Annotated in this window: 18 protein-coding genes; 9 read left to right on the top strand and 9 right to left on the bottom strand. The window is 48.3% G+C overall.

Annotation, left to right across the window (positions count from 1 at the left end; genetic code table 11):
* Positions 1-114: 114 nt before the first annotated feature.
* Together AC5YBX_RS12015 and AC5YBX_RS12010 are read left to right on the top strand one after the other, a co-directional pair.
* Complete coding sequence (locus AC5YBX_RS12015; protein ID WP_494523745.1) at positions 115-1,446, top strand: aldehyde dehydrogenase family protein; 1,332 nt, start codon at positions 115-117, stop codon at positions 1,444-1,446.
* 122 nt (positions 1,447-1,568) lie between these two features.
* Positions 1,569-2,351 carry a 2OG-Fe(II) oxygenase family protein gene (locus AC5YBX_RS12010; RefSeq protein ID WP_494523744.1) on the top strand — a complete coding sequence of 261 codons (783 nt, stop codon included), beginning with the start codon at positions 1,569-1,571 and terminating at the stop codon, positions 2,349-2,351.
* Between the two features lie 216 nt (positions 2,352-2,567).
* Here AC5YBX_RS12010 and AC5YBX_RS12005 read toward each other — a convergent pair whose 3' ends face one another.
* The 3 genes from AC5YBX_RS12005 to AC5YBX_RS11995 all read right to left on the bottom strand — a co-directional run bounded on the left by AC5YBX_RS12005 (position 2,568) and on the right by AC5YBX_RS11995 (position 4,783).
* Positions 2,568-3,197, bottom strand: coding sequence for a glutathione S-transferase (locus tag AC5YBX_RS12005; protein ID WP_494523743.1), 630 nt, complete (start codon positions 3,195-3,197; stop codon positions 2,568-2,570).
* 21 nt (positions 3,198-3,218) lie between these two features.
* Entirely contained in the window at positions 3,219-4,010 is a 792-nt protein-coding gene (locus AC5YBX_RS12000; RefSeq protein ID WP_494524819.1) for an SPFH domain-containing protein, read from the bottom strand.
* Between the two features lie 68 nt (positions 4,011-4,078).
* Positions 4,079-4,783 carry a DUF2461 domain-containing protein gene (locus tag AC5YBX_RS11995; protein ID WP_494524818.1) on the bottom strand — a complete coding sequence of 235 codons (705 nt, stop codon included), beginning with the start codon at positions 4,781-4,783 and terminating at the stop codon, positions 4,079-4,081.
* A gap of 248 nt (positions 4,784-5,031) precedes the next feature.
* Between AC5YBX_RS11995 and AC5YBX_RS11990 the strand changes: the two genes are divergently transcribed.
* Together AC5YBX_RS11990 and gltS are read left to right on the top strand one after the other, a co-directional pair.
* Positions 5,032-5,484, top strand: coding sequence for a YaiI/YqxD family protein (locus AC5YBX_RS11990; protein WP_494521294.1), 453 nt, complete (start codon positions 5,032-5,034; stop codon positions 5,482-5,484).
* Positions 5,485-5,638: 154 nt separating this feature from the next.
* Positions 5,639-6,868 carry a sodium/glutamate symporter gene (gene gltS / locus AC5YBX_RS11985; RefSeq protein ID WP_494521295.1) on the top strand — a complete coding sequence of 410 codons (1,230 nt, stop codon included), beginning with the start codon at positions 5,639-5,641 and terminating at the stop codon, positions 6,866-6,868.
* A 49-nt stretch (positions 6,869-6,917) separates the two neighbouring features.
* On the opposite strand, the gene AC5YBX_RS11980 is transcribed toward gltS, so the two are convergent.
* The 3 genes from AC5YBX_RS11980 to AC5YBX_RS11970 all read right to left on the bottom strand — a co-directional run bounded on the left by AC5YBX_RS11980 (position 6,918) and on the right by AC5YBX_RS11970 (position 8,476).
* Positions 6,918-7,439, bottom strand: a complete 522-nt coding sequence (locus AC5YBX_RS11980; RefSeq protein WP_494521296.1) for an NUDIX hydrolase — start codon at positions 7,437-7,439, stop codon at positions 6,918-6,920.
* Positions 7,440-7,524: 85 nt separating this feature from the next.
* Positions 7,525-8,181 (bottom strand): Rossmann-fold NAD(P)-binding domain-containing protein, encoded by a 657-nt coding sequence (locus AC5YBX_RS11975; protein ID WP_494521297.1) that lies wholly within the window; start codon positions 8,179-8,181, stop codon positions 7,525-7,527.
* A 43-nt stretch (positions 8,182-8,224) separates the two neighbouring features.
* Positions 8,225-8,476: a hypothetical protein gene (locus tag AC5YBX_RS11970; RefSeq protein WP_494521298.1), complete on the bottom strand. Its 252-nt coding sequence runs from the start codon at positions 8,474-8,476 to the stop codon at positions 8,225-8,227.
* Positions 8,477-8,891: 415 nt separating this feature from the next.
* On the opposite strand from AC5YBX_RS11970, the gene AC5YBX_RS11965 reads away from it, so the two are divergent.
* On the top strand, positions 8,892-9,635 hold the full coding sequence (locus tag AC5YBX_RS11965; RefSeq protein WP_494521299.1) for a substrate-binding periplasmic protein: 744 nt from the start codon (positions 8,892-8,894) through the stop codon (positions 9,633-9,635).
* Between the two features lie 71 nt (positions 9,636-9,706).
* Positions 9,707-9,949 carry a DUF2496 domain-containing protein gene (locus AC5YBX_RS11960; RefSeq protein WP_494521300.1) on the top strand — a complete coding sequence of 81 codons (243 nt, stop codon included), beginning with the start codon at positions 9,707-9,709 and terminating at the stop codon, positions 9,947-9,949.
* Positions 9,950-10,068: 119 nt separating this feature from the next.
* On the opposite strand, the gene AC5YBX_RS11955 is transcribed toward AC5YBX_RS11960, so the two are convergent.
* Complete coding sequence (locus tag AC5YBX_RS11955) at positions 10,069-10,479, bottom strand: hypothetical protein (RefSeq protein WP_494523742.1); 411 nt, start codon at positions 10,477-10,479, stop codon at positions 10,069-10,071.
* Positions 10,480-10,488: 9 nt separating this feature from the next.
* A complete protein-coding gene (locus tag AC5YBX_RS11950; protein ID WP_494521302.1) occupies positions 10,489-12,081 on the bottom strand; it encodes a S41 family peptidase in 1,593 nt (530 codons plus the stop codon).
* A gap of 254 nt (positions 12,082-12,335) precedes the next feature.
* Between AC5YBX_RS11950 and AC5YBX_RS11945 the strand changes: the two genes are divergently transcribed.
* On the top strand, positions 12,336-13,067 hold the full coding sequence (locus AC5YBX_RS11945; protein ID WP_494521603.1) for a DUF599 domain-containing protein: 732 nt from the start codon (positions 12,336-12,338) through the stop codon (positions 13,065-13,067).
* A 92-nt stretch (positions 13,068-13,159) separates the two neighbouring features.
* On the opposite strand, the gene AC5YBX_RS11940 is transcribed toward AC5YBX_RS11945, so the two are convergent.
* Positions 13,160-14,452, bottom strand: coding sequence for an O-acetylhomoserine aminocarboxypropyltransferase/cysteine synthase family protein (locus tag AC5YBX_RS11940; protein WP_494523741.1), 1,293 nt, complete (start codon positions 14,450-14,452; stop codon positions 13,160-13,162).
* Between the two features lie 397 nt (positions 14,453-14,849).
* Here AC5YBX_RS11940 and AC5YBX_RS11935 point away from each other — a divergent pair, with 397 nt between their 5' ends.
* Together AC5YBX_RS11935 and AC5YBX_RS11930 are read left to right on the top strand one after the other, a co-directional pair.
* Positions 14,850-16,211: a Na(+)-translocating NADH-quinone reductase subunit A gene (locus AC5YBX_RS11935; RefSeq protein ID WP_494523740.1), complete on the top strand. Its 1,362-nt coding sequence runs from the start codon at positions 14,850-14,852 to the stop codon at positions 16,209-16,211.
* Positions 16,211-17,425, top strand: a complete 1,215-nt coding sequence (locus AC5YBX_RS11930; protein ID WP_494521305.1) for an NADH:ubiquinone reductase (Na(+)-transporting) subunit B — start codon at positions 16,211-16,213, stop codon at positions 17,423-17,425. The genes AC5YBX_RS11935 and AC5YBX_RS11930 overlap by 1 nt, the downstream gene beginning before the upstream one ends.
* Position 17,426: the final 1 nt, after the last annotated feature.

Genomic DNA, 17,426 nt, shown 5'->3' with positions numbered 1-17,426 from the left:
TACTAAAAGTATACTGGTTGCTTTAATTTACCACTCTAGCAAACTATGTCTCAATCACCAAAGATAATGTATCTGGCATGAGCCTAAGTTAATGCCTTTGAAGGAAACCAATTGATGTCTATGCTCACCTCTTACAACCCAATCGATCAACAAGCGCTCGGTGAGGTTGCCATTACCACTCTTGCACAAATGCCTTTGCGAGTTAAACGGGCACAAGCCGCGCAGCGCTCTTGGGGGCAATTATCCTTAAGCGCGCGGCAGCAAAAAGTGGTTCAGGCATATGCCAATCTCACAAAAGTCCAGCCATCACTGGCATTATTAATCAGTAAAGAGATGGGTAAAGATCATCGTAGAGCGAGTTATGAAGCCGCAGGCACGGTACAAAATGCCGAGTATTTTTGCCAAGAGATTGCCGCTGCGCTAAAGGCTGAGCCTTTAGGGCGCGGCGCCGAGTTGCAATACCGACCTTTAGGCGTGGTTGGAGTGATTTCTCCATGGAATTATCCGCTTGCGATGGCGAACAACTTGTTGCTTCCTGCGCTAATGGCAGGTAACAGCGTGATATTAAAACCATCAGAGGAAACCCCTTTGGTGGCAGACTTATTTGTGAACACGTTAAATGAGGTGTTGCCCGAAGGCCTATTGCAAATTGCCCATGGCGGGGCGGAAACGGGGAAGGCTTTAGTCAATGCCGATATTAATATGGTGGCCTTCACCGGCTCGCTTGCTGCGGGTAAACACATAATGGCGTCAGCGGCATCTTCATTAAAACGCTTAGTCATGGAGCTTGGCGGAAATGATCCATTAATCGTCATGGCAAGCGCGGATATTGATAACGCGGTGCAGTTTGCTGTGGCGAGCTCCTTTGAAAATGCGGGGCAGATGTGTACCTCGACCGAGCGTATCTATGTCGATGCTCGTATTGCCGATGAATTTGAGCAAAAAGTGGTGGCTCTAGCTAGCCGTTATCGCGTGGGGGCTTGGGATCAGGCTAATGTGAACATTGGGCCGATAGTCAACCATAAGCAGCATCAGAGCGTGGTGGCACAGCTTATCGATGCTCAAGATAAAGGCGCCCGATTCCTACTCGGTCAGGCGCATTATGAGCCACCATTTATACAGCCAACGGTAGTGGCCGATATCACCGCCGACATGCAATTAGAGCAAGAGGAAACCTTCGGCCCAGTTGTGGCCATTAGCCGCTTCACTGATATATCTCAAGCGATTGAGCGAGCGAATGCCACTCCTTATGGGCTGGGCGCATCTGTGTTTGGCGGTGTTGGCGCCGCGGATGTAGCCGAGCAGCTGCAAGCGGGTATGGTGGGGATTAATCAGGGCGCTGGTGGTGTCGGACCATGGGTTGGGGCTAAACAAAGTGGCTTTGGTTTTCATGGCACGGCTGCTGGGCATCGCCAATTTGCGCAGGTGAGAGTACTCAGCCGATAACGCGGTTGGATAATATAAGCCAATTGTTACTTATCAAATTGATATTAATGATATAGATGAAAATTGTTTGCCAGTGATGCGCCGCTTAATCACCGCAAAATTAACTGTAATTCGAGATAAATATGAAACCTGAAAATAAGCCAGAATCGTTTTTTGTTGCCGCCTTTGAGCCAGGGGCTGAACATCCGGCGTTGCCTGCATGGGGAAACTCTGCTGCTAACCCGGCCATGTTAAGCCGTGACTTTGATATTAGCCAGATCATGCGCCGCGAGTTAACCCATGTCCCCGGGGCGTTTCAGTTACTAAATGTATTGTCTAAGGATGAATGCGCGAGATTGATTGCGCTCAGCGAGCAGCTGGGCTTTTTACCTGACGCCGCAGTATCACTGCCGCGCAGTGTTCGTCATAACGATAGCTTAACTTGGGTCGTTGATACTCATACCGATGGCATAATTTGGCAACGAGTGGCACATCTGATGGACGATAGGCAGGGGATTTTTAACGGTGCGACGGCGTTAGGCATCAATGCGCGGTTTCGTTTTTATCGTTATAGCCAAGATGACTATTTCAAACCTCACTCGGATGGTGCTTGGTCGGGTAGCCGCATTATCGACAACCAACTTGTTGCCAATGCCTACCCAGATCGTTTTAGCCAAATGACCTTTTTAATATTGTTAAGTGATGACTTTGAAGGCGGAGAAACCCGCTTTATGGTCAACGCTAACGATGCCGCTAAACCGGCTAAAGCCGGGGATGAGGTGGCCAATGTCGATGTCAGAACCCCAGGCGGTAGCGTGTTATGTTTCCCACATGGCATGCATCCAATGCACTGTATTCATAGCTCTGTGGCGATAACCAAAGGGGTAAAATATATCATTCGCAGCGATGTGTTATTTAGCCTCTAACTGCCCTAGTCTTTATATCGGCTAAGCCTAAGTGAAGCCCGATTGGCCTCACTTAGGCTGTGATCAGCGGCGGTGCTGCGCCGTTACTCAGCTGATTAACCCGCAGTACAGCAGTCAATTTGCCCTTAGTGACTTACAGTAGTTACTTACATTACCGACTTACATTACTGCATTTACCTTGTAGCACTGATATTCGTGCTGAGGCTGAGTCACTTGTTAGTACTTACCTGAGTTAACCGCTTGAATCGAGGGGCGTTGCTCAATTTGATTTAGCCAAGCGATGAGGTGTATTTGAGCCTCATCAGGGGTTATTTCAAGATGTTTGATAAAGCTCAGAATGACATAAGCGGTAATGTCGGCGACCGAAAAATGTTTGCCAGCGATATAGGGCTGCTTGCTGAGCTGAGTGTCGAGTGTGGGCAGAAATTCGATGACGCGTTGGCGTGACTCTTCCCCCCAAGCTTCGATGCAGCGCTCACGGTCTTGGTAAATCTTAGTGATATTTCTAAAGGCCTGAAACGCGACGAATAAACCTTGTAGCTCACAGATACGTTGCCACATCTCAATTTGGGCTTTCTCAAGTGCAGCGTTGCCAAATAGCGAACGCGGCGCTGGATAGATCTCGTCAAAGTAGCGACATATGGCTATGGACTCACACAAGGTTTGTCCATCATCAAGCTGCAGCACCGGAATACGACCGTTGATGCTAAGCGCCTTAAATTCAGGGCTGAGGTTGTCGCCAGCACGTATATTGACCGTTTCGCGCTCAAGTTCAATTCCCATCTCGTTAAGGAAAATATTGACCCGCCTCGCACTCGGGGTCATGGCTAGTTCATATAGCTTCATCGTTCCATCTCCTGTTGTGCACTATTTCGCGCCTTTAATCAGCGGAATGCCGTTGGTTCCGACAGGTATGTATACCGTGGTGTGATTGGGCGAGTCAGCCATTTTCATTTGGGCATTAATGGCTTCATGTTGCAAGTAATTGGGGGTCAGGGTGGTGTTGATGATCTTTTGCGCCTCAGCGATACCTTTCGCTTCTTCTATGCGGATCTCGGCATCTTTTTGCGCAATCTCTTTTTGGGTTTCTTTCTCAGATAATAACTGCTGCGCAGCCAGCTTTTTCTCAACCGCGATCGCCACAATCTCAGGATAGTTGATATTGCCTATGACCACGTTTCTAAGCTGAAACGGTGAGGTTTTAAGATAGCCTTTGAGGTTTATCTCGACCGCTTCGGCAATTTTTGAGCGGTTTTCTTTTAGGGCAACACTATCGTAGTGCTGCACTTCATCGCGGACATAGGTCCTGAAGGTTTCACGGACAAAACGGATATACCAGTTTTCTGCGCCATACTGTTCAACCACGTCTTTGACAGAGCCAGCTTTAATGGCGATGACCGCATGAAAATTAAAACTGATGTTGAGATCATCATTGGCCAGTATGTTAAAGCTTTCGGTGTAAGTATTGGGCCGCATATCGATATTAATGATTTCGTTGCGCCACAATGATACGCCATAGTTACTGGGGCCTATCAGGCTGCCACGATATCCACCAGAGCCAAAGATCCTAGGTTTTTCGAAGACATAACCTTCTTCACCTGCCGGCGTGTTTGGGTTGGTACAGCCTGATAGTGAGGCGCTGACCAGGCCGATGGTCATTAATGTCGTTAGTGGTTTTGTGATCGTTTTAGTCGTTAACCGCTTGTTCATCTAATATCCCTATTTTTTTAATAATCTAAATCCAATGCAAAGCAAAGGTAACCCATAAGCTTGTTGGCGTGGCTAAATTGCTTGGCGCACCACACATCAAAATTGTCGGCAAATAGTTGCTCTGTGCTGATGGTTTTGATGGCGATAAAGTCTTTGCGCTTAAGCTCATCAATCATAGGGTGGTCTTTATCAAATCCTTTCGGTGGCCTGATTAGACTGTCGCCCTCCATGGCGAAACCGGCATCAGCCAGTTGCTTTAAGGCTTGTTTATAGGCATTGGGGTTGTCAAGGATACAGCTACGAATGTGGTTTAGCGCCTTGCTGTCAGGGTGCCAAATACCAGCGCCGATAAAGCAGCCTTCGTTGGCAATATGCAGGTAAAAACCCGGTGCATGCACATCCTTGCCTTGGAAGTGGCGAAACTGGATACCGACATTGATTTTATAGGGGGTTTTATCTTTGCTAAAGCGGGCATCGCGTTGGGGGCGCATTAGGCTGCCGCCGACCTTTTTGGCCACCGCCGTTAGGCGAGGCGATAGCTGTTGAATGTGCGGCGCCATCGCTGCAATAAATTGCAGTGCAGGGGTGCGCACCTTATCTTCATAGTCGGCTTGATTGGCCTTAAACCAGTCGCGATGGTTGTTCGCTTCAAGTTGAGCTAAAAAGGCGAAGGTGTCTGGCGTAAAGGCTGGCGCAGGTGCGTTGCTGCTAACTACTGTCATAATAAATTGATTACTAATAAAGCCCTGATAATGGGATAAAAATACCATATCTTTTACTAAAGTGTTAATCGAACCTTGGCCAAGATGGGGGCTGGGCATATTTAGTCGCCAAGCGGATTTATGCTATAGTCGCCGCCAATTAATCATGCACTTAATCGCGCTGCGCCATTGGCATAGATAGCGACGCATGAGGGTTAAGTGCAATAGATAGGCACATAAGTGTTTGCTCAAATGAGCTGGAGGGGTAAATGAAAATTTGGGTCGATGCCGACGCATGTCCTGGGGTGATAAAAGAGATGCTATTTCGCGCAGCCGATCGCGCCGAAATCGAGGTGACCTTAGTGGCGAATCACGCAATGCGCATTCCGCCGTCACGTTTCATCAATTTAGTGACCGTTTCGTCAGGCTTTGATGTGGCCGATGATGAGATAGTCAAACGCTTAAATGCAGGCGATTTGGTGATCACCGCCGATATTCCACTAGCCTCAGAGGTGATAGATAAGGGCGGCTTTGCGTTAAACCCAAGAGGCGAGCTATATACCACGCAAAATATTAAATCGATTCTTAATATGCGTGATTTTATGGACACCATGCGCGCCAGTGGCGTACAAACGGGAGGCCCCGCGGCGATAGGCCAAAGTGAGAAACAGGCCTTTGGCAATCAGCTTGATAAGTTTATCACTAAGCACCATAAGCGTTAAGCTCATCACCTTGGCCGTTTAAGCTTGCATAGCTTATCGGCTGCTACCTAGCCTTTAGTCAACCGTGTGAAATAAAAGATTTAACCTAGCCATTAGTCGTTATTTTACGGCAACAATGTTATCTTTTTGTAAACACGATGCGCTAGGACTCAATATGGACCCCCAACTTGTTGAAATAAAGGATTTCGTCTCTTTTACCTTAGCGATTATTGCGCTATTTATCGGTAAAAATATCATTTCACGTTATGAGCTGCTGCGTAAATACAGTATTCCAGAGCCTGTGGTGGGGGGCTTTGCCTGTGCGGCGATTGTGGGCATTCTCTATTATGGCTTCGATCTGCAGATTGAGTTTAACCTCGATGTTCGTGATATCTTACTGTTGTACTTCTTTGCGGGTATTGGTCTTAAGGCTGATATCGCTACTCTGTTGAAAGGTGGTAAGCCGTTACTGATTTTACTGCTGCTCTCCTCCAGCTTTATCTTTATTCAAAACGTGATGGGCGTCAGTGTCGCGACCCTATTTGGTCTCGATCCTAAAGCGGGATTAATGTCTGGGTCTATTGCCCTCATCGGTGGCGTGGGGACCACCATGGCGTGGACGCCCACTTTTGTTGAAGAGTTAGGTATTGCCAATGCGGCTGAGCTCGGGATAGCGTCTAATACGCTCGGTTTAATCTCTGCTTGTATGATTGGGGGGCCGATCGCGGCTTATTTAATGAAACGTCACCACCTTAAAGCCAGTGGCGATGATGAGCTTGATATTGGTACTAGCCATCAAGAGAATAGCCAGCACATGCAGGTCGACTATTTTGGGGTATTACGAGCGTGGTTATGGCTCAATGTCACCCTCATCATGGGTTATTTTATCGATGTTGGGTTAACGGGGTTTGGGCTTAAATTACCGTTATTTGTGAGCTGTTTACTGGCGGGGATTATCCTTGGTAATAGTGGTCGATTTTATCTTGAGCGCAAGGGGCGAGCGCAAAGTGCTTATATCCTTGAGGCTGGCCGGGGCTTAACCTTGATCCAAGATATTTGTTTGGGGATGTTTTTAACCATGGCATTGATGAGCCTAAAAATATGGGAACTTGAAGGCAGTTTACTGTATATCTCGACGGTGATGGGCTTACAGGTGCTGTTATCTGTGATGTTCACCATCTTCGTGGTGTTTCGGGCTATGGGCAAAGATTATGAATCTGCGGTGATATGCTCAGGTTTTGGCGGTGTGACATTAGGCTCAACCGCTACCGCGATTGTCAATATGACCGCGGTGACACAGCAATATGGCGCCGCTCACCGCGCCTTTATTATCGTGCCACTGGTGTGTGGGTTCTTTATTGATATTATCAATGCGATGATCATCAATATGTTTGTAAATTTTTAAGGCTTTACTGACGGATTTAAGAGGGAGAATCATCTCCCTCTTGCTGACATTATAACAGTTGTTGGGTGATCAATTTTAGCAGGTAAGTTTCGCGTTCAATCGACATCCCTTTTTTATTGCTATGGGCCATAGTGTGCTCGTTATGGGCGATTGCATCATGGATGTTAATCCACACCGGATACATGCCATTTTGGATCTCATGGGCTTCAAGCTTAGTGTCTCCTAGGGTTTCACCAATGGAACACACAAAGCAAAATGACTCCATATGAACAAAGTCAAAACCATCTTTATACCAAGGACGGTATTCTTCATAGCGGCCAAATTCAGACACAATTTCAATGGTGTGCGCGCCAGTTTCCTCTTCGAGTTCACGAATCAAGCCTTGGCGGATATCTTCGCCTTCATCCACTCCGCCGCCGGGAATACTGTAATCGTGATAACGCTCGGTATATAGCATCAAAATTTGTTCGCCGCGTAAAATGATGCCGCGCGCAGCCTGGCGATGAAAACCTTTCGCGTTCGTTTGTTGGTTGTTAAGAGCAGCATGGGTGGATGATTTTAATAAGCGCATAGGACGTTAGGCGAAGGTCAATTATAAAAAAGGCGCCGATTATAGCGTTAATGGGGGAGCGATGACATCTTTATACCGATGAGGGTTAATAGCCCATGCTCAGCATTTGTTGGTTATCTAATGTCGCTATCGCTGTTGGCTCAATGTGGTTAAGTGTAGTGAGCATCGCCTTGGCGACGACATCTGCTTTTATGGGGCGATATTGAGCTAGCTTACCCAGCATTAATGGGGCGATAAGTGGCATGATATGCTGGCCAATATCTTCAAGTATCCGACTGTGATCGCGCTGGCCTAACAGCAGACTCGGTTGTACCAACAGTAGGGCTTTACTTTGCTCTACTGCCCAAGTGGTGAGTTTAAGTTCGGTTTTTCCTTTGACTCTGTTGTAAAACACGCGGCTGTTGGCATCGGCTCCCAGTGCCGTGATGACAGCCGTTTTGTTAGCATTACAGCACAGGGTGAATTGAATTACCGCGTCGTGGTCAACCGCGGCAAAAGCTGCTTTACTGCCCGCTTGTTTTATTGTGGTGCCAAGACAGCAAAACCCATGGTCAATAGGGAAGGGGGGCGTGAGTTGCGCAAGCATATCAAGCTCAATTGACTGAAATATTAATTTTGGATGCTCCAAAGCAGGCGCGCGTCGGCCTAATACCCAGATTTTTTGATATCTTTGATCTGCAACAAGGCGCATTAATAGCGCGTTACCCACTAATCCAGTTGCGCCAATAATTGCAGCATTCATATTGCGGTCTCGGTAACGCTCCGGCTGTTGTTAGCGTGATGAGTTATGCGATTACATCCATCTCAAGTTCAATGTCGGTGCAGCCTTTTTTACAAAAAACGCCGTATTTACCACTGGCTTGCTTATCGGTTGGTACAACCAATTGCAGTGGCTGCTTACACTCTTCACACAGCACGGTATTGCCTTTGAACAGGCGTTTGATCAAATTTTTTTGTTCATTAAAGGATTTGGCGGTGGTTTTATTGATGGCTGAAAAATCCAGTTTCTGGGTCTTCGGGGCGCTATTCTCGCTCATATTTCTCATTCGTCGTCGGTCAATCGTTGCGCCAGTATATTCAGTCTTGCTATAACACTAAAGTCTTTCTGTTTAATCCGCTACCTGAGTGGTTAATTATTCACATTGATGACAGTTTACAGCGGCTATTTATCAGGTTTCTCTGATACCTCATCATCCTCAAATATAGTGGCTTAATAACATAGCCCTGCACAAAAATAGTCCTACACAAATACGCGTTAACACATCGCCGTTAGCAAAATCACTCGCAATCGACTTTTCATGGTGAGATTAACAGGCTTATGGGATAGAGTTAGCTCAACGACTGTTTTACGGCTGCTATGCTTTAACCATAAAGTGGATGCCGACTGTTAGTATAATGAGGTGCGTGGCGATGGGGTTTTTTAATATGCTCATCATATTCAGCATAACCATAATGATGACGTTGTCTGTTATGGCTAATCCCAGTAGCGTCGAACAACTTAAAAGCGCTATGGGTGGCGGCAATGCTGAGCAGCCCGATGAGATATTGTCGGTCGTCAGTATTCATTACCCACCCTTTACCATGAGATCGATTGATGGCGATAATGGCTTATCCTATACTCTGCTTCGTCAGGCGTTAACGGGCGCACATATAAAAGTTAAGACGTTAACCTATCCCCCTGCACGAGCCGAAAAGTTAATCGACAGCGAGCAGTGGTGTGCCAGTTTTTACCCGCCTACCTTAGCATCTAAGCGCGAGGTGTTAGTCGGACTATCAGATCAACTGGTTCATTTGGGCTTACTTAGAAAACGGCAAAATAACCGTTTTCGATGGCAGGATTTATCCGAATTAAGCGGCAAAAAAGTGGCTTATTTTCGTGGTTCATTAAAACCCTCAGGGATGGGGCAAGCGATGCTTGATGCTAACATGAGTATTTTTGATGTCGAAACCATCAAGCAAGGGGTGCAGTTATTGATTAAAGGCAGAGTCGACTACGCTTTTGCCGATAACATTTCGACCAAGGCGATATTCGAGCAGTTAGATATCGATGCGCAGGAATATCAATTTTCAGAAACCTTGTTGAAAGATGTGCAAATAGGAATTTGGCTTAATCTTGAATGCGCGACTGCACGAAAAGCCTATCAATATTTGTTATCTAAAGGCTATGTTGTCGTCACGCCAGATAATGGGCGGTAACGGTGGATGGCTTGTCCTGACGGTGGGGCTGTGTGAAAATATCGGCTCATTTTGGTTAACTCAATATCGCTATGTCATCTAAAGCCAACCTAACTCAAGAAAGTCAGCGCCAAGACGGTACTCCTCGAGCGAATCAAGCTGGGAGCGGCGAATCGCAAGCAAGCCCTTTAGCGGAGGCGAGCGATGAGATGAAACTGGCGGTGGATTTGATCTACTTGCTAGAGACGCATGCCATTGACCCACAAGTTGCGCTGGACGCACTCGCCATTGTCAGTGCCGATCTGCGGGCTAAAATTGCCGCCAGTGAGGAGTAAGGCGCTGGGGTCAATCAGCGACCCATAAAAAAGCCACTGTTTTAATCGAACAGTGGCTTTTTAGTGCAAGGCTTTGGCTTATCGCTGTGGGCTATTGCTGCTGGCAGGAACTCGCCATGCTATTTGGCTCGTTTGCATCGAGTATCAGTTAGAGGCGGGCTTTGCTTACCTTGCCCATCGGCCAGCAGACACTGGCCGTCTTTTATTAATAACTGCACAATGCGCGGCGATTCATAGTCACGCCCCATAATAAGCACGCCGTTGGCATCCTTATGCGCTAGGCGTGCTAGTGTCAGGTTGGGGTTTTGAGTAAAAGCCCCTGCAGCCAGAGTCACCTTTTGCATCTGCAGCAGGGTGGCAATAGTACGCTCTAATTCTAAGGTGCTGGCGGCACTAGGTTCAACGATAACTGCTGGCAAGGCTTCGGCCTGACTGTCATCGGCTTGTAGGCTACAGCCTGCAAGCAGCAAGTAAGTCATCAGCCACCAGCTATGGCGAGTAAGAGGGTGAGATTTAGCATCAGCTTGCATCTGTACTCCTTATAACCCAGTAGGCCAAATACGGTTATTACGTAGCTTACTTTGCATCCGCGTGTCTTCGAGGGTAAACCCTTTATCGATAAAGGGTGCCTGTACGGCGGCTCTGGCCATTGATGTGCTCACGGCTGGGCAGCGGTTATTGTCGCGATAAAAAAGTGCGGCGGATAACAAGCGCTCTTCAGTATTACCGAGCGGCTGGCTAAAGTCATCATTAAGGGCGCAACCTGGAAGATCGCTGGCTAATGTAGGGTTACTACTGGGGACAAATCCGTCCGAGTAATCGCCGAAGCCTTTGTCGTTGATCCCTTTAAATTGCACGCTAAAGTAGGTGGTATCACAGTTCGGCGTTGGATAAAAACCATAAGGTTTACCGCAACTGGTGCCGCCGATTTGGATCACCTCAATATCGATGCCGCGCAGGCCATTCATTAAGGCTTCACTGGCTGAGCAGGTGTTATTGGTGGTAAGTACAAACACCCGTTGTAGATTGAGTGACGGCAGGGCTTGTCCGGCCCCAAGTGAGCTGGGATCAAAGCCGATGCTCTGGTCGATAAAGGGGATAGGGGTTAAGGCATCACCCGTCACCGGATCGCGAGTAGGGTATTTGTCGTTAAAAGTGAGTCGTTCAAAGGTGCGATTTTGGGTCGCTTGCTCACCGGCAATCATGTAACCCAATTGGCTTGCTAGGGCGAGTAAGCCGCCGCCGTTATAGCGTAAGTCCAACACCAGATCTTGTACATCAGAATTCTTTAAGCCGTTGATGGCATCAACCAATTGACCCTCTGCAGTGGCGATATGGGCGTTAAATTGGATATAGCCGACATTGCCGCTAAATGTGGGGATGGCGCTGGCAATAGGCACTGGTGTCGACACCACGCTTTTGGCGGTTAAAGTGACATTGCGGGTCTCGGTGGCGCCTAAGTCGAGTACGCCAAAGTCTGTCTGTTTGCCTGACACACTAGGGAATAGACCGGCATTAAGAATGTTGATTGAGTCGCTGTCATTCGCATCTTTAATACTGACGCCATCCACACTGACAATCACCGCGCCGCGGCCGATACTGGCCAACGCCGCTGGAGAGTTGGGCTCACTAAAGGTGACGGTGACTTTTCTATCCACCCCGGCACTGGCCTGCTGTAAGTATAAATTAAAGCCGTAACCTAACGACGCTCCCGCCTGGTTTAATTGCTCCCACTCGTCGCTGGGCATGGCGAAATGGAACTGATCTTTGATGTTGCCAGATGCCGATAATTCATCGGTTTTAAGCAGGTCAAAGTACTCGAGCACCGTATAAGGTGCGGGATCTCTATCGATGATTTCGTCATACCATAAATAGGTGTCGTTACTCCATGAACGCAGCCACAGCTTTTCATTGAGTGCAGATCCCGTTTGGTCTGCAATGCATTGGTTTGCCAGTTGGGCATAAGGGGTGAACTCACCCTCAACCCAGGTCAAAGCGCCGTTATTGTTGCCCGTATCGCTAGTTCCACCAGTGAGATCAATAGTGTTACCACTGCCGCCTCCACCACATGCGGTCAAGAACAGTGCCGATAGTAATAAGCTTGGCAGTCGGTGTTTAATGGATAACGTCATAAATAATCCTTTATTGTCTATTAGTCGTTGTTACTAGGACGAAATTCTACAACTCATCAGGGCTTAAAACAATTCATTAACAAGTGTTTCATCTTTTGGTGAGGATTTCGTGCTAAATGGACAAAGGCTGTGCGAGTGGGCTTGTCGTTTGTTTGCAATATTAATAGCATATGATTTAATGAGTTGTCGCCACGGGTATGCTGTGGTGCTACCTGCACTCGGTGGATGATGTGCGTTAAGGACGATTAACTGTGATGACCTATTATCTGTTCGACATGATTGCCGCGCTCTGCTTTTTTAGTTGCTGGGCGGGCTATAGCCGATTTGCACGCATTAAGGCTAAATCAAGCAATTGTATCGCCAAATGCATGCATCAACATCGTATTCATTGGATGAACCAGTTAGTGGGCCGTGAAGTGCGGGTGGCAGAGGCAGCATTACTGGCCAATTTAGAGCGCAATATTACTTTTTTTGCCTCGACCACCATGCTAGTGCTCGCTGGCGTACTGACCCTATTTGCCCAAGTGGAGCGCTTAGAAGCGGTGATCGCATCGATACCCTTGACGGCGCCGCCCGAGCACTTACTGATCCAATTGAAACTGACGTTATTGGCATTTATTTTTGTGATGGCCTTTTTTCAGTTTACCTGGTCGATGCGCCAATATGGCTTTTTAAACGTGATGATTGGGGCAACGCCAGTGGATAAAAGTGGTACTAATAAGCCGTTGCAAGACTATGCGTTGCAGATGGCCAGAGTGCAAGATCGCGCCGCCCATGCCTATAACTACGGTTTGCGTTCCTATTATTTTGCCATGGCGGTGTTATGTGGCTTCTTTCACCCCTTGCTGTTTATTGTGGCCAGCCTTGTGGTGGTGTATACCCTCTACCGCCGAGAGTTTAAATCTAAGGCGGTGGTGGCGATTACTGCAGGCATGCAGATCCTTGATGCCGAGCAGCTTGCTCACGATAAATCACGTGCACAATGATGCGGCCCCGTAGCATGGTTGGCATACAAAAAAATGGCTAATGATTGAGTATCGTTAGCCATTTTTATTGCTATTACAGCCGATTATATTGTCTAGCGACTGGCCTTTTCTAATGCCTGTGCCACATCGGCAATAATGTCGTCAATATGCTCAATGCCCACCGAGATACGTACTAAGTCCTCAGATACCCCCGCCTTCGCCAGTTCGGTAGCGTCAAGCTGCCTGTGCGTGGTGGTGGCGGGATGACAGGCTAAGGACTTTGCATCGCCGATATTGACCAAACGTAAGATCATCTGCAACGCGTCGATAAAGCGCCCGCCTGCGGCCTTGGCTTCCTGTGGTGACGAGGCTTTAATGCCAAAACTAATAATGCCCGAGGCTTTGCCGCCAGTGATTTTATGGCAGTTATCACGATAGGGGCTCTGCTCCAATGCGCCGTAATTGACCCAAGCTATCTGCGGATGCTGGCTGAGATATTGCGCTAAAGTGAGTGCGTTACTGCAATGGCGTTCCATTCGCAGCGCCAAGGTTTCTAGCCCTTGCAGTAGCAAGAAGGCGCTTTGCGGAGCGAGCGCCGCGCCGGTATTTCTCAGTGGCACTACTCGGCAACGACCAATAAAGGCGGCAGGACCAAAAGCCTCGGTATAGACAACGCCATGATAAGAGGGATCGGGTTCGTTGAGCACGGCAAAGCGTTTGGGCTGCGCAGCCCAGTCAAATTTACCCGAGTCAATAATGGCGCCGCCAACCGTGGTGCCGTGGCCGCCAATGTATTTGGTGAGCGAATGCACCACAATATCGGCACCAAATTCAAATGGGCGACACAGCACAGGTGTTGCTACGGTATTATCGACGATAAGCGGCACTCCATGGCGGTGGGCGATGTCGGCTAGGCGTTCGATGTCGACAATATTACCGGCCGGATTACCAATCGACTCGCAAAATAAAGCCTTGGTATTGTCATCGATGAGTGCGGCTAAGCCGTCAAAATCATTAAACGCCGCCATGCGAACTTCAACCCCTTGGCGCGGCAGTGTGTGGGCAAACAGATTATAGGTGCCGCCATAGAGCTGGCTGGTGCTAACAATGTTGTCGCCGACCTGAGTTAAGGCTTGGATCGCATAGGTGATGGCGGCCATTCCCGAGGCCACAGCAAGGGCGCCAATGCCCCCTTCGATTGCCGCCAAGCGTTGCTCTAACACATTAGTGGTGGGGTTCATGATGCGGGTGTAGATGTTGCCAGCCACTTTTAAGTCAAACAGGTCGGCACCATGCTGAGTGTCATCAAAGGTGTAGGAGGTGGTTTGGTAGATGGGAACCGCCGCCGCTTTGGTGGTCGCTTCTGACTCATATCCATGGTGTAGTGCTAATGATTCGAGTTTCATCTTATGGGTTCCTATTCCTTTGAGTGAATGAAGAACATAGCACTTGGCCATCTGGATGTCTAAATGTTTTTTTGGACATATTGTCTGGGGTCATCAGCAAGCTGACTTTCAACATGGCGATGTCGCGTAATGACTCGTTTGTGGGACATATTGGCGAGTTTACTTACCTGCCTTACGAGATTTTTAAGCACTAAAAGCGCTTTTTATTGTTATAAAACTACATTGTTAGGTCAGAGTGTCGAAGAGGCCACATTATTTACCGATCTAGATCACGTTATGCGCTAAAGCTGCGTTGCTTAGTTACCAAACGGTGCCGGAGTGTGACTTTACTATCGGTATTTTAGTTAACAATCATTTACTATTGAGTATCCCAAAATTTTAATGGTTGATGTTTGCGATGGCAGGTTTCTCAGACAAGATTAAGACAATCAAGAAGGGCTTAGATGTGCCCATCGCCGGTGAGCCAAGGCAAGAGATTGAAACAGCAGCGTTTCCTACTAAGGTGGCCCTGCTGGGTGAAGAATATGTGGGGTTAAAACCCACGTTACTGGTTGAGGTTGGCGATAGCGTCAAGCAAGGTCAGCCCCTGTTTGAAGATAAGACAACCCCTGGTGTGCTATTCACCGCGCCCGCCAGCGGCGTGGTGGTCGAAATTAATCGTGGTGAACGTCGTCGCCTGCAATCTGTGGTGATTGCGGTTGAAGGTGATGACAAGCTTAGGTTTGAATCTTTCAACGACTTGAGCCAAGTAAGCCGCGAAACGGTGCAGCAAAACCTCGTTAATAGTGGTTTGTGGACGGCGCTCAGAACGCGTCCTTTTTCTCGTATCCCTCAGCTTGATAGCCAACCAACGGCCATTTTTGTCAATGCCATGGATACCAATCCGTTGGCAGCCGATCCGCGCATTATTATTGCCGAGCAGCCACAAGCGTTTGCCGCAGGTTTAACTGTGCTCGGCTATCTAACTGATGGCCCAATACATCTGTGCCATGATGCAGGTGAAGCAATGCCTGGCGCTGACTTACCTAAAGTAACCAGTCATCGCTTTGCCGGAGTACATCCTGCAGGCTTAGTGGGTACTCACATTCATTTTATTCAACCCGCGAGTATCGAAAGGCCGGTATGGCACCTGGGTTACCAAGATGTGATTGCTTACGGCAAACTGTTTTTGACCGGCGAGTTATACACCAGCCGAGTGGTGGCCCTTGGTGGCCCAATGGTGGCAAATCCGCGTTTACTGCGCACTCAGTTGGGCGCTCAGCTAAGCCAGTTAGTGCAAGGTGAAATGAAGCCCGGTAATAACCGTATCGTTTCAGGCTCTATTCTTGCAGGTCATACTGCCGATGGTCCTCACGATTATCTCGGTCGCTTCCACCAACAAATTGCTATTTTGGCCGAAGCAGAAGGCCAACAGCTGCTGCCATGGGTACGCGGTGGCTCAAACAAGTTCTCTATTACTCGCGCCGTGACGTCACGCTTTAAAGGTGCTAAGCGGCTGTTTAATTTAACCACTCAGGCGGGTGGTTCACACCGTGCGATAATGGCATTTGGTCAACTTGATCGCGTTATGCCACTGGATATTTTGCCCACACTATTAATGCGCGACCTTGTGGTGCGTGACACAGACGAAGCGCAACTCTTAGGGGCGTTAGAACTCGATGAAGAAGATTTGGCATTGTGTACATTTGTCTGCCCGGGCAAATATGATTTTGGCCAAGAACTGCGCATCTGCCTAGATATTATTGAGAGGGAAGGGTAATGAGTAAGCCAAATAACACGCCTGACAAACAAACTGACTACTATGCCCATGGCGAGTCAATGCGCAGCTATTTTCGCTCCTTGCTCTATGCCAGTGGTCGCAGTACCAAAGGCAAAGTGCATGTGCGTGATGCCATTGATGTTAAGCGGACTATGACGATAGTTGGGCTCTGTTTGCTGCCGGCCATCTTAATCGGTGTCTATAACTTGGGTCTGCAGGCTCAGCTGGCACTGGCGTCAGGGTTGACTACGCCCGATGTATGGCAGCTATTGGCCTTTAATGGCGTTACCGGTGGGCTCACTGAGCAGTCTGGGCTGTTAAGCCGTTTTGCTTATGGCTTAAGCTTCTATGTGCCTATCTATTTGACCGCCTTGTCGGTTAGCCTCTTTTGGGAGGTGGTATTCGCTAAGGTGCGTCGTCAAGAACTGCACGAAGGTTTCTTCGTTACCGCATTGCTATTTACCTTAATTATTCCGGTGTCGACCCCGCTATGGATAGTGGCTTTGGGCATTACCTTTGGGGTGATCATAGCGAAAGAGATGTTTGGCGGCATGGGGTATAACTTCCTTAACCCTGCGCTGGCGGGTTATGCCTTTATCTACTTTGCCTACCCCACTGAGGTGGCGCAGTTGTCGCAGTTTGTGGCGGTTGATGGATTTGCCGGAGCGACGACCTTAACGCAAGTGGCTGCGGGCAAGCTGAGCTTTGCCGATCAGAGCTGGTATCAAGCCTTTAGTGATCCATTATGGTGGGATGCCCTGTTTGGCTTTACGGTGGGCACCATTGCCGAAACCAGCACCTTGGCAATTTTATTTGGCGGTTTAATGCTGATCTTAACCCGCTTGGCCGATTGGCGCATTGTGGTGGGTGTCATGCTCGGTATGGTGTTGACGGCGGTGATGTTTAATCTGATTGGCTCGGATAAAAACGAGATGTTTGCTATGCCGTGGACCTGGCACCTAGTGACTGGCGGTTTTGCGCTGGGGATGATGTTTATGGCGACCGATCCAGTGACCACAGCTTACACCCGTCAGGGCAAGTTTTTTTATGGTTTGATGATTGGCTTTATGACAGTGCTGATTCGAGTGCTTAACCTCAAAATGCCAGAAGGCATTATGCTGGCTATCCTGTTTGCCAATCTGTGGGCCCCCTTATTCGACTATGTCGTTGCCCGTAGCAATATGAAGCGGAGGCTAAAACGTAATGCCGCATAAA

This window comes from Shewanella sp. 492, assembly GCF_059338445.1.
Note: the sequence above shows the minus strand (reverse complement) of the source record. Positions and strands in the feature narration are given on the sequence as shown.